We start from the raw sequence: 21,460 nt of genomic DNA, 5'->3' as shown, positions 1-21,460 counted from the left end.
GCTTTGTCACAAAGTAAACCTAAGTAGCGGTTTACATGTTGGTTTCAAATCATTTATAATGGATAAGAGATTATTGTGTCGTCGCAAAAGGAGGGAATCATATATGGATAATATGTATAAAGTAATGGGCTTCTGGACAGGGATTTTCGCAGTTATGTTTTATTTAGGTGATATGAAAGAAGTTTCGCTATTATTCTTAGCTAATACAGGGTTTTTCCTTCTATTAGGATACTTAAACCTAACGGAACGTATGTATATGTACATCTTCGGTGCTTACTTAACAGTTTTCTTCGCAGGCTTCACGTACTATACTACATTCATTCACGTTGCAGGCGCAGGAAATTAATAGTAAATAAAAAAGACAGTACAAAGCTGTCTTTTTTATTTTGTGCATTTTCCACTATTGACACCTTATTAATGCTTGTTATAATTGTAATTGTAGCTTAACTTTAACCCTCTCCATTCTATATGGTGAGAAACATCCCCTAGATGAAGAAGATTTATATCTTCTATTTAAGAGGCCTTCAAAGCCTCTTTTTTTTTGCGTTTAAATTTGTTTGTTGCGCTAACTTAGATGTTTATTGCATTAACCGAGTTGTTTGTTGCACTAACTCAAATGTTTGTTGCACTAACTCCGCTCTTTGTTGCGCTAACTCTCCCCTTTGTTATTTAGCAGAATATTCACGTCTTTATATTCGATATTTCCCTCGATCGTTTAAAAAGTATCCTAGAATGTGAAAGCAAGTAGTTTATTATTCAGGACTTTTCTCCATTATTTATTGTTTTCATCCAACTCTCTTATTAACTTCCATGCCTTATAATTTTTATCGATAATTCGTAAAAACCACACCTAGGTCATTATTCTTCAGTCGAATAACCCTCCCCTCCTTTCAAACTTTTTTTTCGTTCTTTTAACAAAACTAAAACTGTTTTCCTACTTACATACCTATTTCCAATAATTTAAATACTAATAAGCTATCTCTACATAACCTCAAACAAAAATGGTTGTAATTACCATTTTGTTTATCTATAATTAAACATATCTTACTTTTGTTTGAATATTAATAATAAATATTATCTGTTCAATTTATTATGATATCAAAAAATATTTGAATTCCATCTTATCAAAGAGGAGTCATGCAACTGACTGGAGGAATAGTAAATGCTAGAAATTGAATGCACGAGATATCGAGTTCAACAAGGAAAAACAGAAAAAGTTACGGAATGGTTAAAGTTTTTAAATGATAACATGAAGGATGTTCTTGTTACATTAGAAGGAGAAAAAATGTACGTTGAAACAATCTTCCGTGAAGTTTGGAATAATGAGGAGTATTTGTATTGGTACGCTGTACAAGGAAAAGGTGGAAATGCTGTAGAGGACTCTACACATTGGATTGATGAAAAGCATTTAAACTATTGGGATGAATGCATTGACCCAACCTTTAAACCAGTTAATCTATCAACCGAAGTTGTTATGATTCCAGAAAAAATAAAAAGAAACATGACCTAAGTTAATGTGTTCTCTATCAAATTACATAAAAAAACCGCCTAGTAAGGTTTCACTCACTAATCGGTTTTTTCTTCATTTTAACCCTAAATTTTATAAAAACCCATTCAAAAACGGATTTTGCTCCATTTCATTTCCAATAGTAGTTGTATCTCCATGACCTGGATAAACGATTAGATTCTCACCTAACGATAAGAGCTTATCATGGATGGATTTTAATAATAGTTTTTCATTACCACCTACTAAATCTGTGCGTCCCACACTACCTTGGAATAGAGTATCTCCAACTATCGCAAATCCTTCATCTTTGAATATAAATGAAATACTACCCGGAGAATGACCTGGAGTGTGTACAATCTCAAATTCAAAAGGTCCTATAGTTAATTCTTGTGGTTGATCAATTACATGATCTGCTGGCCGTGTTGTTATATTTGGTAATTCCGCATATCGACCAGAACCATTTTTCATTGGATCAATCAACCAATCTGTTTCCGCCTTATGTAAATAAACAGGTACTTTAAAAGCATCTCTCACTGCATCTACTGCTCCAATATGATCAAAATGAGCATGTGTTAACAAAATAGCTAACGGACGCAAATTTAATGCTCTTAATTGCTGTACAAGTCTCTCACCTTCACTACCCGGATCAATCACAAGACATTCTTTCTTTTTATTTGAAATAATATAGCAATTTGTTTGAACTGGTCCTAATGTATATGTTCGAATATTTAACATTCTATTCACCTCCACTATATTATACAGATTCCGTCATGAAATGGTACATATATGATAACATCCTTCGTTCAAATATCCGTCACTTTTTAATCTCGACAAAAGTACTAATTAGCTTTACAATAGAAGAGGAATATTGTTTGCGGCATTCATTTTCGGATGTCGAAAGGAGTGTCTATATTGAACTTATTAATGGTTATTTTTGGCTTAGTCGCAATTCTAGGTCTAGTTGGCACTGTACAGTCTCTTAAAGAAAAAAGCGTTCTAGGAATTGCTTTTAACTTTGCTACATTTGCAGTGTTCGGATGGTTCGTATTTATGACTATCTTAAATCAAGGGTTCCCACCATCTCTTCACTAATACAAAGTGGGACAACAAAAGCTGTGGTTTTTATACCACAGCTTTTTTTTGTCTTCTATTCAAGGGTTAACCATTTTTTCTTTTTGTAAGGTTCAAACGACATAACTTGCTCTAAATCATTGCCATATAAACAAAGTGAACCTTTTGGAGAGCAAGTAATCATTGTATACTCATCAAGCGTTACTAACTCTTCTACTTTTTCTTCTGAAATTTTCATCAACTTAAATTCACCTGAATAATCATCCAACAAACCACCTTCAGTTGGTAATATAGCCATCACTGATTGATCCTCTAACCAAACTAAATCCGGAACAAACCATTGAGAATAATTACTTAATGCAGGTGCTTGCCAAGTGATTTCCTTATTTTTGTTCTTTAATAAATAAGAAAACTGTTCTGTTTCGAAATCAATTTGAACTGTTAATCTAGCATCCTTCTCTGTATCCAAATAGACAACTTTTTTTAAATCAGTTTGTTGTTCCTGACCAGTCTTCCAATTTAATTCTACTATTTTACCACCATTAAGCTGACGAGCTGTCCAACGGTTATATAGTAAAATATCATCGGATTGCCAAACTAAAAATGGATTACTAGGATCAATCTTATGCAACTTTTCCTGTTCACCATCAAAGACATAACATTGGTACGAAAAATCCCCCTGGAATGCTGTGAAGGCGACTAATTGAGGGTTGTTAGGATTCCACATAATTGATAACTCAGAGGATTGAATATCGACACTATGTAGGATTTCCCCTTTTAACGAAATCATCTTTACCGTTGCAGATGAGGAGTTTGTGGAAGATTGAACGATAATTTGCTTTTTAGAAGAATGGATCATCACTTGAATAATTTGGTCCTTTTCTGAATAAATCTTCTCTTTTTCACCTGTAATTAAATTATAAGTTACTAGGTGGAAACTGTCTGATTCATAAGCAACATACAAAATTGTTGTTTCAGATAGAAACCCAACAATACTATGTAAATCTTCTGTCTTCATAGAATAATCAAGAACTTCTGTTGCAACCCTTTTTTGTTCAACCGCTTCCGGGTTATTTGAATCCGCATCTAAATTTGGTTGTGAAGCTTCTTTATTACACCCAACTAGGAAAATGGCACAAGCGAGGACTAGATACATCATAAATTTTTTCATATTGTGCCCCCTCTTCACACACATCTATTATACGATTATAAACTAAAAAGGTTTCGTTATAAGTAGAAAATTATGGATTTTCATAAAAAAACCTACATGAATAGATTCATGTAGGTTTTCAAAAGGATTTATTTAGTTTCTTCTGAACTTGATTTTAAAGCTCCAGTTTTTTCATCATAAAAGCGGAGTAAATCACCATTAATAATACGATCAGAGTATTCTAGTTTTTTATTTGCTCTTTCAATAAACGGCTCGCATTTTGCTTTATCCGTTTTTTCACCTGTTTCTTTATCGTAACAAACTTCTCCAGCATAAACTAGTTTATCAGTTACGAAACGACCATCACGGAATGTAACGAAGTCTTCTTTGTCTTTAGAGAATAAGTCTGTACCTAATTGTACGTCATTAGATGTATCAACACCTAATAAGTGTAATAATGTTGGGCGAACATCCATTTGACCCGACACTTCATGCATTACTTTACCTTCACCTGAGTTAGGAATATGCACGAAGAATGGTACTTGTTGTAGCTGAGCTGTTTCAAATGGTGTAATCTCTTTACCCAAATATTGTTCCATTGCTCTATTATGGTTTTCAGAAATACCATAATGGTCACCATACATTACAATGATTGAATTATCATATAAGCCTTTTTCTTTTAAATCAGCAAACAGCTTTTTAATAGCTTCGTCTGTATAACGCATAGTTTGGAAATAACGATCCACTGTGCCATCTCCAGATGTGTAAGGCTCAATGAATTGATCCTCTTCATCAGAAGTGAATGGGTAGTGATTTGTTAAAGATAACATACGTGTATAGAAAGGTTGTGGCATTGTTTTCATAATATCCACTGATTGTTCCATAAACGGAATATCTTTTAGTCCCCAGTTAACAGAATTATCATCATTTACATCAAATGAATCAATATCATAGAACTTCTTAATACCAAATGCATTATACATCATATCACGGTTCCAGAAACTCTTATTATTTGAGTGTAGGACTGAAGTATAGTAACCTTCACCATTTAAACGTTCAGCCATCGAGTTGAATGTATTCCCACTATTAGTGAAGAAAACAGCTCCTCGACCTGTCCCGAACAATGAGTTTTCAACAATAAATTCAGCATCCGATGTTTTTCCAAGACCAGTTTGGTGATAGAAATTATCGAAGTAGAATGTGTCTTTATCTTTTGTTAAAGAGTTTAAGAATGGTGTAATTTCTTGGCCATTCATTTCATTATTAATGACAAAGTCTTGAGTTGATTCAAGCGAGATAACAATAACGTTGCGGTCTTTTGCAATACCGAACATTTTATCGTCAGCTTTTGCTTGATTAGATTTTACGTAGTTTGTAACTTCTGTTAACTCACTACCATCAGCTAATGCACGTTGAGCATGTGATTTTGATTGAATGTAAATATCATATAGATGGTAATTGTAAGTACCAATATTCTTCACTAAAATTTCACGGTCAAAGCTACGTGTTAGTAACTGTGGACGTTCCATTTCAGCTAAACCAAGGTTTAAGAATAACATTGCACATGATAAAACAAAATACGTACGACGCATTTTCGGTTTAACTACGAAAATTTCTTTTGCTACAGGTAAAAACTTAACTGCTAGTATTAACAAAACAACGTCTGTAAAGTAGAAAACATCTGTAAAGTACATAGAAGATAATGCAGAGTTTCCTAGGTCACCGAAGTTACTTGTTTGGAACAACATCGGTAATGTTATAAAGTCATCGAAGAAGCGGTAAACAGCAACGTTAGCATATAAAACAATTGCTAGAATACTACTTGTGATAATTATATAGCGATTACGTGCTTTTGCAGTTTTAAAGAATAACGATAACCCATAAATAAATAGCAAAAAGCTAATTGGGTTAATAAACAGAATCAGTTGCTGCATTGTATTTTCAATTTTCATATCAAAAGCTGTTTGATATGTTATATATGTTTTGATCCAAGTGGCTATTATTGCTAAAGCCAAAATTGAATGTTTAGGTGCTTTTTTAAAATTCATTCCTAACATCCCCCTACTTTCTTTCGTTCTTTACAATTTTAGTTTCATATATGAAAGAAACAAAATATATCATAATCCTTTTTTTACAACAACGCAACAAAAATGTTACATCACATATTATATAATCAATTCTCCGTTTTTATTACAGACTCTTTATTAGACGGATGAGTCATGTAAAAGTTTCATTAATCTTAAAAAAAGTAGTAGAAAATAAATTCTACCACCCCTTACAATTATTGTCTATTCCTTTTCTCTTTCGAAATTTCTTGGCGTAGAATCATCAAAGCCATTTGGTAATCCTGTATGTCTATTAAATGTGAAGAATAGAGTTCTCGTATCTCATCCTCCATCAGTTCTAAATCCGCAACGCGATCTTTTGTATAAATAAATGTACCAAAGCGTTTCAAAAATTGCATCACATCATATACTGTTTTCATCGACTGATTGTGACTCCTTTCGATATTCAAGACAATTAATAACGCTTGTCTCTGTAATTATTTTATGAACCGGTAAATCATATTGATCTGTCGGTACTTTATGTATGAGCTGTACTCCAAAAGCTAAGCTGATTCGCTCTCCGTTATAGCTGGCTAAATACCGATCATAGTAGCCACCGCCAAAGCCTACGCGATAACCAAACCGATCAAATACAACACCTGGAACAATCAAACAATTGATTTCTTCCTTTGGCACTTCTTTTGTTAAAGCAGGAATAGGTTCTTTCAGTTGCATATAGACCGTTTCTAATTGATCGAATGATGTAATTTCATAGAATATCATAGCACGTGTTTTAGGCTCGCATTTAGGAACCGCTACTCGTTTGCCTTGTGACCAGAGTTTTTCAATTAATGGCATTGTATTCACTTCTGGAAAGGCTGATATGGTTAAACCAATTACATTCGCTTTTTTAATAGAAGATTCTCTTAATAGTTTTTCGTGAATTTGCAATGAGTATGCATCATATTGCGCTTTTGACATTTGAGCAAGCTGCGCTCTCATATCTCGACGTAGTGTTTTTTTATCCAAGGGGTTCACTCCTTTTAGTCCAAAGAACGGAAAAAGCCAAAACCACTCGTGGTTTTGGCAACAGTTATTACTTCGTTTCACGGTGAAGAGTGTTCTTCTTATCACGAGAGCAATATTTTTTCAATTCAAGACGTTCTGGATTGTTACGCTTGTTTTTCTTAGAAATGTAGTTACGTTCGCCACATTCAGTGCAAGCTAATGTAATATTAACGCGCATCTTTACCCCTCCCACTCTATATCAAGAATAAAATGTCTTTAGTGAGCATGATTTATACGACTAACTTATTATATCATAACTTCGGAAAAAATCTACTGTCATTTCTTCTGGAAATTTCGTCTAATACGTGGCTAAACGTGGGATACTGTTTGAAGAGCAGGAGTATTATGTCCTACTTTATGATAAAATGGTATCACAACTATTTAAACCTATTGAGGTGAAAGATTTTGGAATTATCATCTATATTAATGATTGTCGGGATTATCGTAATAATTGCTTCGTTTTTCATCAAAGATCATTCGACACAAATCGAGGGAGATGTTGAAGAACTTTCTCTTAATTTTTATCAGGAAACGCATCAACTTAAGCGTCGCTTAAAAGTAATCGAGGAAGAATTATTATTAGAGCCCAAGTTGAAAGGAACAACTAAAAAAGTAGCATCTCCGGTAGCTGCATCCACTAAAGGTATTCACCAAATCATTGTCAGTCAAGTGCAAACGCTACATAAGCAGGGCTATACTATCCCTGAAATAAGTAAGCGATCTTCTCTATCAGTGGAACAGGTGCAAGAAGTCCTTCAAAGTGGAGGCAGCCGCGTATGAGAAAATCATCCATCCGAGCATTTGGCATCGCCCTTTTTATAGCGGGTGCTAGCTTCACCATCACGGATTTTATAACAAGTGATGCTGACACTGAAGCAGCGAATATAAATGTGCCTAAAGGGACGGTCCTTATCAAAAAGAACGAACTAGAAGCAATCAACGCTGAAGCTGCTGAAGCAAAAGAGCAGCTTGCTAAAATACAAACAGATTACAGCGCACTAAAAAATAATACAGTAGCTGTAAATGCCTCAGTTAAAAAAACGGCAAAGTCGTATACACTTGTTATTAAAAAGGGAATGGGTACTTCAGAAGTAAGTTCAGCTCTTGAGAAAGCCGGTATAATTAAAGACGCTGGTGACTTCGAACTTTACATCATCAAAAATGACAAAGCATCTAGTCTTCAAATAGGGACTTACGATTTAAACGTCAAAATGACTACCGCTGAAATTGTTAAGAAAATTACACGTAGTAAATAATTGAAATGCAATCAGGTCATTAAGTTCTGAAAAACTTCAACGTCCATTGAGTATTCAACGTACTCAATGGACGTTTTTCTATTAAAACTCTGCTAAGTTGAAAGTACATCACCAGTATTAACTCGGTCAACAACAAAAAGCAAGCTGGCAAATTAGTCAGCTTGCTTGCTTTTATGAATCGGCTATTGATTCAACTCATAATGCTTACCCTTCACTAGGTAAAATAACAGCTCAGCTAAATTTGTGGCATGATCTGCCGAACGCTCTAAATAGCGACAAACAAAAGATAATTGCGCGACTTGGCCAATATCTTTCATATTTTCGGTCGGCGTATTTAAAATCTCAACGATTGCTTCTCCATATAAAGCATCAATTTGATCATCTAAGAGCGCAATTTCTTTAGCTTTGTTCATATCTTCTTCAATAAATGCCTGTACCATATTTTTTAACATAGCGATTGCTTGATCACGCATTTGTGCAATTTTCTCCGTAGGATAGACCACTTTCGTTTCACCAAGACGAATCGTCTCTTTTGCGATATTTACAGCGTAATCCCCAATTCTCTCCATATCTGAGGCAGCTTTAATCATTACGATTAAGCGACGTAAGTCAGTCGCAACAGGTTGTTGTTTGGCAATCAATAAAATGACTTCATCATTTAAATGTTCTTCTAACCTGTTGATAAAACGATCTTGATCTATTAATAATAGTGCCGCATCAATATCTTGGTCAAAAAGAGCCTCAACTGATTTTTCTAATGCTTGAATAGACATATGACATAAATCTAACATTAGCCCTTGCACTCGCTTTAAATCATTTTCAAATTTTTCACGAACCGTCATCTTTCTATTCCTCCTTAACCGAATCGACCGGAAATATAATCTTCTGTTCTTTTATCCGTTGGTGTAGAGAAAATATGATTCGTAGCCGCATACTCTATCACTTCTCCATTTAGGAAGAATGCCGTTTTATCCGAAATACGCGCTGCTTGTTGCATATTATGTGTCACAATAATAATCGAGTAGTTTTCTTTTAATTCTTGGACTAACTCTTCAACTTTTAAAGTAGAAATCGGATCTAATGCTGAAGTTGGCTCATCCATTAAAATGACATCTGGTTCAATGGCAAGACATCTAGCGATACAAATACGTTGTTGCTGTCCACCTGATAAACCATATGCATTTTGGTTTAGACGATCTTTAACTTCATCCCATATCGCTGCTCCGCGTAAACTTTTTTCAACAATTTCATCGAGGATTTTCTTATTTTTAATACCATGTATACGTGGACCATAAGCGATGTTATCGTAAATAGATTTTGGGAATGGGTTTGGTTTTTGAAATACCATACCGACTTTAGTACGCAATTCTTCAACTTGGTATTTGTTATCTAGAATATTACGCTCACGGTATAAAATTTCACCTTCTGTACGAACAGATGGGATTAGCTCGACCATTCGATTTAACGTTTTAATATACGTCGATTTACCACAACCAGATGGACCAATAATAGCCGTTACTTCATTTTCTTTCATTTCAAGATTTATATCTTTTAAGGCATGATGTTCTCCGTACCATAAATTCAAGTCTTTAGAATGATACACTGTTCGTTTGTCTTCGTTTGAAATTACTTTAAAGTTTTGTCCTTTTGTTTCATATACTTCATTTACTGGAAGTTTAACCATCATTGAAGCCCCCTAGTTTTTAATAACGACGTTGAAATTTATTTCGAATTAAGACGGCAATAGAGTTTAAGATAACCAAGAATGTCATCAATACTAGAATACCGGCCGCTGCAACATATTGAAATTCCTCTTGCGGGCGTTTTGCCCAGTCAAAGATTTGCATCGGTAAAGCTGTGAATTCGCTCAAAATGCCATCTGGTAAGAAATGAACAATTACTGGAATTCCTAACACAACAAGCGGTGCAGTCTCACCTATAGCTCGCGACAGTGCTAAAATACTTCCTGTTAAAATTCCAGGTACCGCTGATGGTAAGACAACTTTTAAAATAGTTTGCCATTTTGTTGCTCCCATACCGTATGATGCTTCCCTTAATTCTTTTGGTACAGAACGAATTGCTTCTTGTGCAGCCACTATAATAACAGGTAAGATCAGCAAACTCATTGTAAGTCCCGCTGCTAGTACACTTTTCCCTAATGCTAACGAACGAACGAATATCGTTAAACCAAGTAACCCAAATACTATAGAAGGAACACCAGCTAAATTCGAGATATTCATGCGGATGAAGGCGTTTATTTTATTTTGCTTCGCATACTCTTCTAAATAAATTGCCGTTCCTACCCCAAGAAATAGGGAAACTGGTGCCACAACTAACATTAAAAAAATTGAACCAACGAGTGCAGCTTTAATCCCTGCTTTTTCTGGGAACCTAGATGCAAAGTTTGAAATAAAGTCTACCGATAAATAACCCCAACCTTGATCAAACATGCGGTAAACTAATATACCAAGCATTGCTAAGGCGAAAAGTATTGCTAATAAGAAAACTGTTTTCAACAGCTTATTTACAACTAGTCGCCCATTCATGCGCTTCACAACTTGCGTATGATCAACATATTTCACCATCAATATTCCTCCCTAAAGCGTTTTGAAATGAAATGTGCGAGTAAATTCATCAGCAATGTGAAGATGAATAGTGTAAATCCAACTGAGTAAATTGAGTAGTAAATGGTTGTTCCATACCCTGCATCACCTGTTGAAACTTGTACAATATATGCCGTCATCGTTTGGATTGAATCCGTCACGCTAAAGTCAAATGTTGGTGTCGCTCCTCCAGCAAGAGATACGATCATTGTTTCACCAATTGCACGAGACACCGCAAGTACTACCGAAGCTAATATCCCTGACAATGCCGCTGGTAACACAATTTTGATTGCTACTTCCAGTTTTGTTGAACCCAGTGCCAAAGCTCCTTCTCGCATTGCATTTGGTACAGAAGTCATTGCATCTTCAGAAAGCGAGGCAATCATCGGTAATATCATGATTCCTACGACAATTCCTGGACTCAATGCATTAAATATTTTCAAACCTGGAATCAATTCTTGTAACATAGGAGTGACAAATGTCAGTGCAAAGAATCCATAAACAATTGTCGGAATACCTGCTAATACTTCTAGAACCGGTTTGATCATACGTCGTGTACGATCACTTGCATATTCACTAAGGTAAATTGCTGCTGCAATACCGAGTGGCACTGCTACTAAAACTGCAATAACTGTTACCTTTAACGTTCCTAAGATTAGCGGTAAAATTCCGTACATCGGCTCCTTGCTTGAGAATGGGAGCCATTCCGTACCAAATAAGAAATCAATGATAGGTACTTCCTTAAAGAATTCAAATGTTTCAAAAATAAGTGTGAAGACTATTCCAAACGTTGTTAATACCGATATTAAAGCAGTGGTAAACAATAAGATTGGCATTACTTTTTCTACTATCTTTTTAGATCCTTTACCACGTGATTGTGCAATTAAATCCTGAACAGACAGTTTATCCGTCGATTCTTTTACAGCCAAGTTGAAGTCCCCCTTCAGTAAAAGGGGAGCAGGTAGCGTTTTGCTACTCGCTCCCCTAGCCAGTGATTATTTCAAGCCTTCTAAAGCATCTAAGTCTTTTTTGTAATCTTCATCCGGTGTTCTAACATAGCCTACAGCTTCTGCCATATCACCAGCATTTTCAAGAGCGTATTTCATAAAGTTATAGAATGCTGCATTTTCTTTTACTTCGCTATTCTTCACGTAGATGAATAGTGGTCTAGAGAGCGGTGAATATTCACCTGATTTAATTGTTTCATTTGTTGGCTCAATTCCGCCAACTTTAACAATTTTAAGATTATCTTTATTTGCTAAGTAGTAGGCGTAACCGAAGAATCCGATAGCATTTTTATCGCCTTCAACACCTTGTACTAGTACGTTATCATCTTCTGATAGAGTTGCTTTTTTCGCTAAATCTTTACCGTCTAAAATAACTTCATCGAAATAGTCATATGTTCCTGAGTCAGTACCAGGAGAGTAGTAGACAATTTTTTCTTTTGGCCAAGATGGATCGATATCAGACCATTTCTTTTCTTTACCATCTTCAGTCCAAATTTGTTTTAATTGATCTACTGTTAAATCTTCTATCCAATCATTCTCTTTATTTACTACGATAGATAAACCATCATAACCAATTTTCATTTCTGTATAGTCAATGCCTGCTTCTTTTAACTTAGCAGCCTCTTCTTCTTTAATTTCACGAGATGCGTTAGAAAACGCCGTCTCACCTGCTATGAATTTCTCAAAACCTCCACCAGTTCCAGAGACACCTACTGAAACTTGTACTTTAGGTTGAACAGCTGTATATTCCTCTACGATTGCTTCCATGATTGGCGCTACAGTTGAAGAACCGTCTCCTGCGATTTTTCCTTCTAGTTGCTCACTTGCACCTGCATTTGTTTCTTGGCTAGTTGCACCGCTGTTTGACGTTTTGTTACCTTCTTCTGTGTCACTGCCACATGCTCCTAACAAAAGTGCCGAGCCTACGATTGATGTCATCATGAAGTACTTCCAGTTTTTCATCTGTTTGTTCCCCCTAAGGTTTTTATGTTTGTTTACTACACTGTTAACTATAAAGTAGACATGTTGAGGACATATAAATGTAATGTAAGGATATATATAGGTATTGTAAATGCTTTGTAAATCGCTGTCGTTTTTTGTAATAATGTAAACAAAAAACGCCTCACATTGTATTTTGTACAATGTGAGGCGTTTAACTATTTTAATAGAAGAAAGTCATTTTATTGAGCATTCATTTTTTGAGCATCTTCTTCATCAATCTGCTCTTTTGTAATAGGCTTTTGAATTTTTTCTCCTACTTTTTGTTTTGCTTTTTCTGTATTTTTCTTTTGGATTTCAAAGTATTTATCTACAGCTTTGCGAGCAATGATGTTATTGATAGCTGGATAAGTTTCTTGATTCGTAGTAACCCATGGCACTACTACAGCATAAGCAATTTCAGGATTTTCATATGGCGCAAAGCCGATATGTGTAATAGAAAGAGTGTTTGTACCGTAAGCACTTTTCTTTGGTCCGTAATAAATTGCTTGAGCAGTACCTGTCTTACCTGCGGCAGTAAATTCCGCGTCACGGAAGTATCTAGCACCTGAACCTTGGCTACCAAAGTATACCCGTCTCATACCTTCTTTTACCTGATCAATTTCCTCTTTCGAATTGTCAATTGTATTTAATACTTTTGGAGCGAATTCTTCTACAATTGGTCCTAATGTTTTGCCATCCACTGATGGTTCTCGGATTTCTTTTGCTAAGTGAGGCTGTATACGTGTCCCACCATTTGCAATAGTGGATACATATTGTGCTAACTGCATTGGTGTAAATGTATCATACTGACCTATTACTAAATCAAGTAGTTTACCCGATAATGTTTCTGTCCCTTTCACACCTTCAAATTCGCCTGGTAAGTCAATACCCGTTTGTACTCCTAAACCAAATTGTGCATAAGAATTACGAATTTTAGTAAAGTCTTCTTGTTTTACAGCTAAACCAGCTCCTGGTACATAGTTAACTCCCGCAATACGGAAAGCCGTTCTAAACATATAAACATTGGATGATCGTTCTAATGCAGTCAAATCATTCAACATAATTGCACCACTTCGATTGAAAACAGATGATTTTATTGTACCTGCGATATTAATAGGTGTATCAAGTAGTGTTTCGCCTACCTTGATAGCATTTAGAGAATACCCTGTTAATAGAGTTGCTGGTTTTACAACAGATCCTACTTCATAAGCCGATGTAAATGTACCAATGGCATAATCATTTACAGTCATTTTACCATTATCATCTGTATCAATTTTCTTACCAACCATTGATAAAACTTCACCTGTGTTTGGATTCATCATAACAAGGAAAGCACGATCAAGTAATGAAGATCCACCTTGTGATTTCGCATATAATAATTGTTCTTCAACAATTTTATCAACGCTTTCTTGTAATTCGCTATCGATAGTAAGCATTAATTCTTTACCCGGTGATCCTTCAGACGTTGTTATTGTATCTACAACTTGCCCTTTGCCGTTTGTCGCATTTTTGACAACGGCTTTTTGGCCTTGTAATATCTCTTCATACTGTTGTTCAATATAGCTTTTACCGACACGATCATTTCGAGAATAATCACGTGCCAAATAATAGTCCACCAAATTTTTTGGAATACCTTCCCTTGGTGTTGTTGTTGACCCTAAAATACTTAATGCAGATTTTTTCACACGAGCCCAATCTGTTGTAGTATTCACACCGGGTAGCTCTGATAAATTCTCTGATACAATTGCAAATTCTTTATTCGTTACATTATCACTTTTAATAATTTGTGGTGATAAATAATAGCCGGCAGTCATTAATCGATAAATAGCTAGCACTTGTAAATCATTTTTTGTAAATTCTCTTAATTCATCGTTAGTAATTCGTTTACGCACTAATTCATCTAACTTTGCCTGCTTTTCTTTCGGTTCTAGTTCTGGATCATTGTTAATGTCTTGCTGTTCTTTTTTGCTTACTTTTGCATAAGCTTTTTCTTTGTTAAGCGTTATCCAAAAGTCTCTTTTATCTCGATCCGTGATAGTTTTCGTATCCATTTTAATGAGTTTTGCGAGTTTATTTGCAACATCTAACATCTCTTTCGTTGTTGTCGATTGCATTTTTGTATAAGTAATCGCATTCTTTGGTTCATTATCCACTAAAACACGGCCCTGTCTATCATATATTCGGCCTCGAGGAACGCTAGAATTTACCGTTACTTCGTCAGTTCGCGCTAATTCTCTCACATAATCTTCACCTTTAACGATTTGCATATATCCTAAACGTAATATTAAAAGAGAAAACAAAAGGAAAATTGAAAAGAAAAGTATATTCATTCGAAACGAAAGATTTGCACGCTGTTTTGCTTTGACACTAGCTGCACGTTTCTTTTTAGATGGATTTTTTTTGCGCATGCAATGCCCCCCTTCCGCTTAATTCACAATTAGTAGTATATCATTTTCAGCACAAAAACACACCGTAGTCATGTCGAAAAACAGGCTAATTGCTTTTGTTTTTACAGGAAAATAATGAAGTGCTCTATTTTTGGAAAAAGACAATAAAAGTACAACTTACATACTTTCCGGGTCACCTTATGTATTCTTTTACCATAAAAAAAGCACGCACCTTTTTGACGTCAAAGGTACGTGCTTTGTTGCATTTAAAATAGATTATTTTGCAGCTGCGAAACGTTCTGCGATTTTATCCCAGTTTACTACATTCCAGAAAGCGCCGATGTAGTCAGGACGACGGTTTTGATAGTTTAAGTAGTAAGCGTGCTCCCAAACATCAAGACCTAATAATGGAGTTTTACCTTCCATGATTGGTGAATCTTGGTTTGGAGTTGAAGAGATTTCTAATTCGCCGTTAGCAACTGATAACCAAGCCCAGCCTGAACCGAAACGAGTTTTAGCAGCATTATCGAATTGTTCTTTGAAAGCGTCAAAGCTACCGAATTTAGCATCAATTGCAGCTGCTAATTCGCCAGTTGGAGCTCCACCTGCATTTGCAGCTAAAGATTCCCAGAATAATGAGTGGTTAGAGTGACCACCACCGTGGTTGCGTACAGCAGTACGAATTTCTTCAGGAACAGCATCTAAATTAGCAATAATTTCTTCTACTGATTTCCCTTCGAATTCTGATTTACCTTCTAGTGCAGCGTTAATGCCTTGAACATAAGTATTGTGATGTTTAGTGTGGTGAATTTCCATTGTAGTTGCGTCGATATGTGGTTCTAATGCGTCATATGCATAAGGTAAGTTTGGTAATTCAAAAGCCATGATTAATTTTCCTCCTCAGGATTAATAAGTATTAATTACATTATTAGATTATCAAAATAACAGCTTTCATACAAACATTATTCACTAAAACACTGGATTTCAGCCTTTTGACTGAAAATCTATTAATTTATCAAACAATTTATATCACAATAACAAATATAACAATCATTATTATTTGGATGATCCCTTTTGTAATAATAGAGGTTAAGAACCCGACGAGTGAACCGATTCCAGTTCGAACGGCTTGTTTTACACTACTTCTATTAAAGATTAACTCTGCTAGCACTGCTCCCAAAAAAGGCCCTAGCAATATGCCTGCAATAGGAATAACAAAAGGTCCGATTAATAGGCCAATCGTGCTCCCCCACATTCCCGCGTTTGAACCACCAAATTTTTTCACGCCAAAAGCATTTGCTAACGTATCTGCTCCAAATAATAAAGCAACAAACAGAATTTGGATTACCCAAAACCACCAAGGTAAATCTCCAAAGCTATAAAATACTCCATATAGGATAAACCCTAGCAATATAAATAGTACTGACGGAATAATCGGATATATAAGCCCTACAAACGCAACAATAAAACTTAAAGTAATAAGTATCCAAGCGATTATATCCATAAAACCCCTCCTTAATGTTTTTGTAAAATAGCTTCCGCGATATTAACAGCGTGATCCCCTATACGTTCTAAGTTACTAACGATATCAGTAAAGACGATACCCGAATGTGCCGAGCATTGGCCAAGATTTAATCGATGAATATGTTTTTTCCTAAAAGTTCGCTCCATTTGATCAATGAGCTCTTCTTTTTTTGTCACTTCAATCGCCAATCCATGGTTAGTTGTATCCAACGCAAGAATAGCCTTTTGAACTGTTTCAATCGTTAATGTAAACATTTCACTTAAATCGGTTAAAGCAGGATCACTCAACTGTACCCCATTCACCTCTTTGTAGTCTATTAACTCCACGATATTCTCAAAATGATCTCCAATTCTCTCAATATCACGGACATTTTCTAGTAAAATATGATGTCTAGTAGAATCTGTATCTGACAATGGTTGTGCAGAAACTTTCACTAAATAATCAGTGATTTTCTGATCTAAACTATTAATTGCTTCTTCATATTGTAAAACGTTTGTAGCATTCTTTTTATCATTTGTTTTCAAATATTCGAATGTCTCTTCTAGACCCCGAATACTATATTCACCCATACGTAAAACTTCTTCCTTCGCTTGTCCAATAGCAATAGCAGGTGATGCTTCAATAAAATGCAGATCTAAACTTCTTGGTTTATATTCAATAAGAGAATCCTCACCAGGTATGAGCTTAGTCACAACATACGCCCACACACCAATTAATGGTAATTGAATCATTGTATTTACTACATTAAAAGATCCGTGTGCAAATGCAATCTGCATTTTAGGTTCTAATCCTGCGACGCCTGCTAACCATTCTATATAAAGTGTAAATTGCGGTAATAATAACAGGAAAATAATTGTTCCAATAACATTGAATAATACATGCATCGCTGCTACTCGACGGGCGGCAACTGATGCACCAATTGATGCTAATACAGCCGTTAATGTCGTTCCGATATTATCACCAAATAAAATCGGTAACGCACCTTGAAGCGGCATTAATCCTTCCCCGTACAATCCTTGTAAAATACCAATTGTGGCACTAGAGCTCTGAATGATGAATGTTACCAATGCACCTAAAATAACTCCGAGTAAAGAATTTTCGCTAATACGTAATGCCATATCGATAAATGTTGGTAGCTCCTGCAAAGGTTTCATACCATTACTCATAAGTTCCAGGCCAACAAATAATCCTCCAAGACCAAATACTATTTGTCCGATATTTTGGATACTATTTTTCTTAAAGAAAAATAATAGAAAAGCACCAATAGCTAAGACTAGATACGCAAATTGTCCAATATCAAAGCCAATGACAAATGCAGTAAATGTTGTCCCTATATTGGCACCCATAATAACACCTATTGCTTGACGTAGCGTCATAAAACCTGCGCTAACAAGTCCAACTGTAATGACCGTTGTACCAGAGCTCGATTGAATAAGTACCGTTACTAAAATGCCGACTAATACGCCCATCATTGGATTTGTTGTATAGCGATCTAATATATCACGAAGGCGATCTCCTGCTGATTTTTGTAAGCCGTCACCCATATATTTAATGGAAAATAAAAATAGTCCTAATCCCCCAAAGAACTGGAAAATCATTTCTTGCCAATTCAGACTCACCTGCTGTCAACTCCCTGCATTACTATTAAGCTCAGCTTTATTATGAAGAACATGTAATCAAATTGTAAGTTATTCTTTAAAAAATTTACAATCGTTTAATATAGTCACTTCAATACATCGTAATTGTTCACATTGCCGACAATTACTAAGTGTTACTAACTCATGGTAATATAACATAGAAGGAGAATATCATATTATGAAAATTAAACATTATCAATTATTTCTAGACAGTATATTACATCCAAAAAAACTAGCTGCATACCGAATGCTACCCATTGGTAAATTGATTCAATACGTCTTTATATTAATCACTTTTATCACTGTGGTTTCTTTTATCCAATTCCTAACGGGTGTGGGCTCAAGCGTTGACACGTCGCAACTTGAAGGTCTAAAAGAGTACTTAGATGATATAAAATGGCTAATTTATCCGTTTGCTTTCGTCTTATTATTCACCATTGCTACTTTTTTAACTTTTCTACGAATAAGTATTTATGGCTTTATAGGATCTATATTATTAAAGATGATGGGACATCGAGGTGAATATCGCCATATTTGGCGTACAACTGCACTCGCTACAACTCTTTCTACTATTCTAACAACTTTACTATCTTTCACCTCTTTAAATGGCGCAGTTATGACCATCATTTCTATGATGATTACTGTAGCCTATATCGCTAGTGCGATAACGAAATACCCAAAAATAAAAAAATAATAGAATTGCTACGAATGAATCTCTCTCTTGTTCATATATTGAACGAAGGGGGAGATTTTTTTGAAGATATTCTTTTCTGCAGTTGGCATTCTATTTATTGCTTTTATCCTGAAAATCGATCTTCTAGAGGGTACAATCCCGCTAGCAGCTTTTTATAAAGAGCCAGTTGTTGAAGAAACATGTGTTGATGTTCCAGATATTAAGACAATCACGGTTCGTACAATACCCGGTGATAACCTACAATCATTATTTGCGCTCTACCCATCTGAAAGTTCGATGAGCTTCTCAGAACGCTTAGAGCTTTTTTATGAACTAAATCCTCATTTACTCAAACAATCATTTAAGCCTGGTGAGTCGATTCAACTACCATTCAGTACAAAAAATGCTCATTCATGTACAAATTAAACAATTAATGTTTCTTCCTTGTCATTTTCTTTGGAACACTGCTAAAATAGTGTACAGTGAAGGCTCTATTTTTGAGCCTATGAAGGAGAGAGTTTTCATGAATGAAATCGTTCACCGTACGAAAACGCGTAAAGTTCGCGTAGGTGACTTAACAATTGGCGGAAGCAATGAAGTAATTATACAAAGTATGACAACGACTAAAACACATGATGTGGAAGCAACTGTGGCAGAAATTCTTCGCTTAGAAGAAGCGGGCTGTCAAATCGTTCGTGTCGCTTGCCCAGATGAACGAGCAGCTGATGCATTAGCTGAAATCAAGAAACGTATCCATATCCCACTAGTAGCGGATATTCACTTTGACTACAAATTAGCATTAAAAGCAATCGACGCTGGTGTTGATAAAATTCGTATTAACCCTGGTAACATTGGACGTAAAGAAAAAGTAGAAGCTGTTGTGAATGCAGCTAAAGCAAAAGGTGTACCAATTCGCATCGGTGTAAACGCTGGTTCATTAGAACGTAAAATCCTTGAAAAATATGGATACCCTACTGCTGATGGTATGGTTGAAAGTGCCTTACACCATATTAAAATCTTAGAAGACTTAGATTTCCATGATATTATCGTTTCTATGAAAGCATCTGATGTAAACCTAGCAATTGAAGCATATGAAAAAGCATCTCGTGCATTTGACTATCCACTTCACTTAGGTATTACTGAATCAGGTACATTATTCTCTGGTACGATTAAATCAGCAGCTGGTTTAGGCGCAATATTAAGCATGGGTATCGGTAATACTATGCGTATTTCATTAAGCGCTGACCCAGTTGAAGAAATAAAAGTAGCACGTGAACTATTAAAAACATTCGGTTTAGCTTCTGACATTCCAACACTTATTTCATGCCCAACTTGTGGTCGTATTGAAATTGACTTAATTTCAATTGCTAACGAAGTAGAAGAATATCTTCAAACAATTAAAGCACCACTTAAAGTTTCTGTTCTAGGTTGCGCAGTAAATGGTCCTGGTGAAGCTCGTGAAGCGGATATCGGTATCGCTGGTGCTCGCGGTGAAGGTTTACTATTTATGAAGGGTAAAACTGTTCGTAAAGTACCTGAAGAAACGATGGTTGAAGAGCTGAAAATCGAAATCGACAAACTAGCTGAAGAATATTATAAAAAAAGAGATGCTGAAAAAGCTGAGAACGCAAAAGCATAGTATACAGGGGGCAATGAAATGAAAAAAAACTACCGTTTTGGTATCGATATTGACGGTACTGTTACGACTCCAGAATCACTTCTGCCTCATATCAACAAAGCCTTTAATGTCAATTTAGCATTATCTGATATTACGCAATATGACTTAACTGCTGCGTTCCCTGTTGATAGTGATGAATTTTTCAAGTGGTTTAGAGAAAATGAGCCAGAAATTTATATGGCTTCACCTATTCAACAGGATGCACAAGCAATTTTATCTGCTTGGCAAAAAGATGTTGAGCTTTATTACATTACAGCTCGCGAGGACAATTCAACAGATGTTACTTATGAATGGTTTAAACAATTCAATGTACCATATGATAAAATTGATATCGTTGGACCTGTCAATAAAGCAATTAAAGCTCGTGAATACGATGTACATGCCTTTTTCGAGGACAAGCATGCAAATGCAGTTCAACTCCACGAGGAATTAGATATCCCAGTGTTATTATTCGATGCTCCTTATAACCGCGAACCCATTCCAAATGGCGTGATTCGTGTAAGTAACTGGCAAGAAGCAAATCACTGGATCAAAAAAGAATTCGGTATTTAAAGACTAAAAGCTAGTACGTAAATTGCGTACTAGCTTTTTTATTTCACACTTAAAATCGAATATCGAATAATTCCCTCACCTCTTCATAAAGAGCCGTATCCTGCTGTACTGATATGTACGTCATTTCGGTTTTCACAGGATCTTGAAAGAATACCTTGCCATCTTTCATAAAATACATTCTGTACGTTTTTCCATTGATATCTTTTGATTTAGATAACGCAATAATATAATTTCCCTGATTATCCAACTCTTACATCTTTTTTGCTTCCTCTTCTGATTTCGATTTAATCACTTCCAATAAATTCACTTTTTAAAAGTCA

General features: G+C 35.5%; 24 protein-coding genes. 9 read left to right on the top strand and 15 right to left on the bottom strand.

All coding sequences use genetic code 11. The features are described 5' to 3' along the window. The first annotated feature begins 103 nt into the window (after nucleotides 1-103). Entirely contained in the window at nucleotides 104-346 is a 243-nt protein-coding gene (locus AC3IS5_RS06455; RefSeq protein WP_489427055.1) for a DUF2626 domain-containing protein, read from the top strand. 816 nt (nucleotides 347-1,162) lie between these two features. After that, a complete protein-coding gene (locus AC3IS5_RS06450) occupies nucleotides 1,163-1,510 on the top strand; it encodes a DUF6176 family protein (RefSeq protein WP_489427054.1) in 348 nt (115 codons plus the stop codon). Between the two features lie 90 nt (nucleotides 1,511-1,600). Here the strand turns inward: AC3IS5_RS06450 and AC3IS5_RS06445 are convergent, their stop codons facing one another. Further along, on the bottom strand, nucleotides 1,601-2,242 hold the full coding sequence (locus AC3IS5_RS06445) for an MBL fold metallo-hydrolase (protein WP_489427053.1): 642 nt from the start codon (nucleotides 2,240-2,242) through the stop codon (nucleotides 1,601-1,603). A gap of 177 nt (nucleotides 2,243-2,419) precedes the next feature. Here AC3IS5_RS06445 and AC3IS5_RS06440 point away from each other — a divergent pair, with 177 nt between their 5' ends. Next, nucleotides 2,420-2,599 carry a DUF2759 domain-containing protein gene (locus AC3IS5_RS06440; RefSeq protein ID WP_053416315.1) on the top strand — a complete coding sequence of 60 codons (180 nt, stop codon included), beginning with the start codon at nucleotides 2,420-2,422 and terminating at the stop codon, nucleotides 2,597-2,599. Nucleotides 2,600-2,654: 55 nt separating this feature from the next. Here AC3IS5_RS06440 and AC3IS5_RS06435 read toward each other — a convergent pair whose 3' ends face one another. From AC3IS5_RS06435 to rpmG, 5 genes are all read right to left on the bottom strand, one after another. Beyond that, nucleotides 2,655-3,749 carry a YqgU-like beta propeller domain-containing protein gene (locus tag AC3IS5_RS06435; protein ID WP_489427052.1) on the bottom strand — a complete coding sequence of 365 codons (1,095 nt, stop codon included), beginning with the start codon at nucleotides 3,747-3,749 and terminating at the stop codon, nucleotides 2,655-2,657. A 128-nt stretch (nucleotides 3,750-3,877) separates the two neighbouring features. After that, nucleotides 3,878-5,776, bottom strand: coding sequence for an LTA synthase family protein (locus AC3IS5_RS06430; protein WP_489427051.1), 1,899 nt, complete (start codon nucleotides 5,774-5,776; stop codon nucleotides 3,878-3,880). A gap of 233 nt (nucleotides 5,777-6,009) precedes the next feature. Continuing rightward, nucleotides 6,010-6,213 carry a YqgQ family protein gene (locus AC3IS5_RS06425; RefSeq protein WP_053416318.1) on the bottom strand — a complete coding sequence of 68 codons (204 nt, stop codon included), beginning with the start codon at nucleotides 6,211-6,213 and terminating at the stop codon, nucleotides 6,010-6,012. Then, on the bottom strand, nucleotides 6,197-6,802 hold the full coding sequence (locus AC3IS5_RS06420; RefSeq protein ID WP_489427050.1) for a 5-formyltetrahydrofolate cyclo-ligase: 606 nt from the start codon (nucleotides 6,800-6,802) through the stop codon (nucleotides 6,197-6,199). Before AC3IS5_RS06420 ends, AC3IS5_RS06425 begins: the two co-directional genes overlap by 17 nt. 67 nt (nucleotides 6,803-6,869) lie before the next feature. Further along, the gene (gene rpmG / locus AC3IS5_RS06415) at nucleotides 6,870-7,019 is read right to left on the bottom strand and encodes a 50S ribosomal protein L33 (RefSeq protein WP_038186828.1); all 150 of its coding nucleotides are present in this window, start codon (nucleotides 7,017-7,019) and stop codon (nucleotides 6,870-6,872) included. Nucleotides 7,020-7,246: 227 nt separating this feature from the next. On the opposite strand from rpmG, the gene AC3IS5_RS06410 reads away from it, so the two are divergent. Both AC3IS5_RS06410 and AC3IS5_RS06405 read left to right on the top strand, forming a co-directional pair. Continuing rightward, nucleotides 7,247-7,621: a hypothetical protein gene (locus AC3IS5_RS06410; RefSeq protein ID WP_489427049.1), complete on the top strand. Its 375-nt coding sequence runs from the start codon at nucleotides 7,247-7,249 to the stop codon at nucleotides 7,619-7,621. After that, a complete protein-coding gene (locus AC3IS5_RS06405) occupies nucleotides 7,618-8,097 on the top strand; it encodes an endolytic transglycosylase MltG (RefSeq protein WP_489427048.1) in 480 nt (159 codons plus the stop codon). Before AC3IS5_RS06410 ends, AC3IS5_RS06405 begins: the two co-directional genes overlap by 4 nt. Before the next feature lie 182 nt (nucleotides 8,098-8,279). Here the strand turns inward: AC3IS5_RS06405 and phoU are convergent, their stop codons facing one another. The 9 genes from phoU to AC3IS5_RS06360 all read right to left on the bottom strand — a co-directional run bounded on the left by phoU (nucleotide 8,280) and on the right by AC3IS5_RS06360 (nucleotide 18,219). Next, nucleotides 8,280-8,939 (bottom strand): phosphate signaling complex protein PhoU, encoded by a 660-nt coding sequence (phoU, locus tag AC3IS5_RS06400; RefSeq protein WP_489427047.1) that lies wholly within the window; start codon nucleotides 8,937-8,939, stop codon nucleotides 8,280-8,282. A 14-nt stretch (nucleotides 8,940-8,953) separates the two neighbouring features. Beyond that, complete coding sequence (gene pstB, locus AC3IS5_RS06395; RefSeq protein ID WP_489427826.1) at nucleotides 8,954-9,781, bottom strand: phosphate ABC transporter ATP-binding protein PstB; 828 nt, start codon at nucleotides 9,779-9,781, stop codon at nucleotides 8,954-8,956. Between the two features lie 19 nt (nucleotides 9,782-9,800). Next, on the bottom strand, nucleotides 9,801-10,679 hold the full coding sequence (gene pstA, locus AC3IS5_RS06390; protein ID WP_489427825.1) for a phosphate ABC transporter permease PstA: 879 nt from the start codon (nucleotides 10,677-10,679) through the stop codon (nucleotides 9,801-9,803). Between the two features lie 2 nt (nucleotides 10,680-10,681). Continuing rightward, nucleotides 10,682-11,629, bottom strand: coding sequence for a phosphate ABC transporter permease subunit PstC (gene pstC / locus AC3IS5_RS06385; RefSeq protein WP_489427046.1), 948 nt, complete (start codon nucleotides 11,627-11,629; stop codon nucleotides 10,682-10,684). Between the two features lie 66 nt (nucleotides 11,630-11,695). Next, on the bottom strand, nucleotides 11,696-12,670 hold the full coding sequence (locus tag AC3IS5_RS06380; RefSeq protein ID WP_489427045.1) for a PstS family phosphate ABC transporter substrate-binding protein: 975 nt from the start codon (nucleotides 12,668-12,670) through the stop codon (nucleotides 11,696-11,698). 218 nt (nucleotides 12,671-12,888) lie between these two features. Next, the gene (locus AC3IS5_RS06375; RefSeq protein ID WP_489427044.1) at nucleotides 12,889-15,096 is read right to left on the bottom strand and encodes a peptidoglycan D,D-transpeptidase FtsI family protein; all 2,208 of its coding nucleotides are present in this window, start codon (nucleotides 15,094-15,096) and stop codon (nucleotides 12,889-12,891) included. Nucleotides 15,097-15,351: 255 nt separating this feature from the next. Further along, a complete protein-coding gene (locus tag AC3IS5_RS06370) occupies nucleotides 15,352-15,960 on the bottom strand; it encodes a superoxide dismutase (RefSeq protein WP_489427043.1) in 609 nt (202 codons plus the stop codon). A 139-nt stretch (nucleotides 15,961-16,099) separates the two neighbouring features. Then, the gene (locus AC3IS5_RS06365) at nucleotides 16,100-16,579 is read right to left on the bottom strand and encodes a DUF456 domain-containing protein (protein ID WP_489427042.1); all 480 of its coding nucleotides are present in this window, start codon (nucleotides 16,577-16,579) and stop codon (nucleotides 16,100-16,102) included. Between the two features lie 11 nt (nucleotides 16,580-16,590). Beyond that, the gene (locus AC3IS5_RS06360; RefSeq protein ID WP_489427041.1) at nucleotides 16,591-18,219 is read right to left on the bottom strand and encodes a Na/Pi cotransporter family protein; all 1,629 of its coding nucleotides are present in this window, start codon (nucleotides 18,217-18,219) and stop codon (nucleotides 16,591-16,593) included. Between the two features lie 196 nt (nucleotides 18,220-18,415). Here AC3IS5_RS06360 and AC3IS5_RS06355 point away from each other — a divergent pair, with 196 nt between their 5' ends. The 4 genes from AC3IS5_RS06355 to AC3IS5_RS06340 all read left to right on the top strand — a co-directional run bounded on the left by AC3IS5_RS06355 (nucleotide 18,416) and on the right by AC3IS5_RS06340 (nucleotide 21,140). Continuing rightward, nucleotides 18,416-18,931 (top strand): DUF1189 family protein, encoded by a 516-nt coding sequence (locus tag AC3IS5_RS06355; RefSeq protein ID WP_489427040.1) that lies wholly within the window; start codon nucleotides 18,416-18,418, stop codon nucleotides 18,929-18,931. A gap of 60 nt (nucleotides 18,932-18,991) precedes the next feature. Then, the gene (locus AC3IS5_RS06350) at nucleotides 18,992-19,336 is read left to right on the top strand and encodes a hypothetical protein (protein ID WP_489427039.1); all 345 of its coding nucleotides are present in this window, start codon (nucleotides 18,992-18,994) and stop codon (nucleotides 19,334-19,336) included. A gap of 97 nt (nucleotides 19,337-19,433) precedes the next feature. After that, on the top strand, nucleotides 19,434-20,549 hold the full coding sequence (ispG, locus tag AC3IS5_RS06345; protein ID WP_053416332.1) for a flavodoxin-dependent (E)-4-hydroxy-3-methylbut-2-enyl-diphosphate synthase: 1,116 nt from the start codon (nucleotides 19,434-19,436) through the stop codon (nucleotides 20,547-20,549). A gap of 18 nt (nucleotides 20,550-20,567) precedes the next feature. After that, on the top strand, nucleotides 20,568-21,140 hold the full coding sequence (locus tag AC3IS5_RS06340) for a 5' nucleotidase, NT5C type (protein ID WP_053416333.1): 573 nt from the start codon (nucleotides 20,568-20,570) through the stop codon (nucleotides 21,138-21,140). The last annotated feature ends 320 nt before the right edge of the window (nucleotides 21,141-21,460 follow it).

Source organism: Viridibacillus sp. KH_047 (assembly GCF_057838945.1).
The sequence above is the reverse complement of the archived record's forward strand: the minus strand, read 5'-3'. Positions and strand labels throughout refer to the sequence as shown.

Excerpts from the sequence above, each read along its gene's own strand:
- AC3IS5_RS06455 (WP_489427055.1), top strand. The coding sequence starts at position 104 with ATGGATAATATGTATAAAGTAATGGGCTTCTGGACAGGGATTTTCGCA.
- AC3IS5_RS06450 (WP_489427054.1), top strand. The coding sequence starts at position 1,163 with ATGCTAGAAATTGAATGCACGAGATATCGAGTTCAACAAGGAAAAACA.
- AC3IS5_RS06445 (WP_489427053.1), bottom strand. The coding sequence starts at position 2,242 with ATGTTAAATATTCGAACATATACATTAGGACCAGTTCAAACAAATTGC.
- AC3IS5_RS06435 (WP_489427052.1), bottom strand. The coding sequence starts at position 3,749 with ATGAAAAAATTTATGATGTATCTAGTCCTCGCTTGTGCCATTTTCCTA.
- AC3IS5_RS06430 (WP_489427051.1), bottom strand. The coding sequence starts at position 5,776 with ATGAATTTTAAAAAAGCACCTAAACATTCAATTTTGGCTTTAGCAATA.
- AC3IS5_RS06425 (WP_053416318.1), bottom strand. The coding sequence starts at position 6,213 with ATGAAAACAGTATATGATGTGATGCAATTTTTGAAACGCTTTGGTACA.
- rpmG (WP_038186828.1), bottom strand. The coding sequence starts at position 7,019 with ATGCGCGTTAATATTACATTAGCTTGCACTGAATGTGGCGAACGTAAC.
- AC3IS5_RS06405 (WP_489427048.1), top strand. The coding sequence starts at position 7,618 with ATGAGAAAATCATCCATCCGAGCATTTGGCATCGCCCTTTTTATAGCG.
- phoU (WP_489427047.1), bottom strand. The coding sequence starts at position 8,939 with ATGACGGTTCGTGAAAAATTTGAAAATGATTTAAAGCGAGTGCAAGGG.
- pstB (WP_489427826.1), bottom strand. The coding sequence starts at position 9,781 with ATGGTTAAACTTCCAGTAAATGAAGTATATGAAACAAAAGGACAAAAC.
- AC3IS5_RS06380 (WP_489427045.1), bottom strand. The coding sequence starts at position 12,670 with ATGAAAAACTGGAAGTACTTCATGATGACATCAATCGTAGGCTCGGCA.
- AC3IS5_RS06375 (WP_489427044.1), bottom strand. The coding sequence starts at position 15,096 with ATGCGCAAAAAAAATCCATCTAAAAAGAAACGTGCAGCTAGTGTCAAA.
- AC3IS5_RS06370 (WP_489427043.1), bottom strand. The coding sequence starts at position 15,960 with ATGGCTTTTGAATTACCAAACTTACCTTATGCATATGACGCATTAGAA.
- AC3IS5_RS06365 (WP_489427042.1), bottom strand. The coding sequence starts at position 16,579 with ATGGATATAATCGCTTGGATACTTATTACTTTAAGTTTTATTGTTGCG.
- AC3IS5_RS06355 (WP_489427040.1), top strand. The coding sequence starts at position 18,416 with ATGAAAATTAAACATTATCAATTATTTCTAGACAGTATATTACATCCA.
- ispG (WP_053416332.1), top strand. The coding sequence starts at position 19,434 with ATGAATGAAATCGTTCACCGTACGAAAACGCGTAAAGTTCGCGTAGGT.
- AC3IS5_RS06340 (WP_053416333.1), top strand. The coding sequence starts at position 20,568 with ATGAAAAAAAACTACCGTTTTGGTATCGATATTGACGGTACTGTTACG.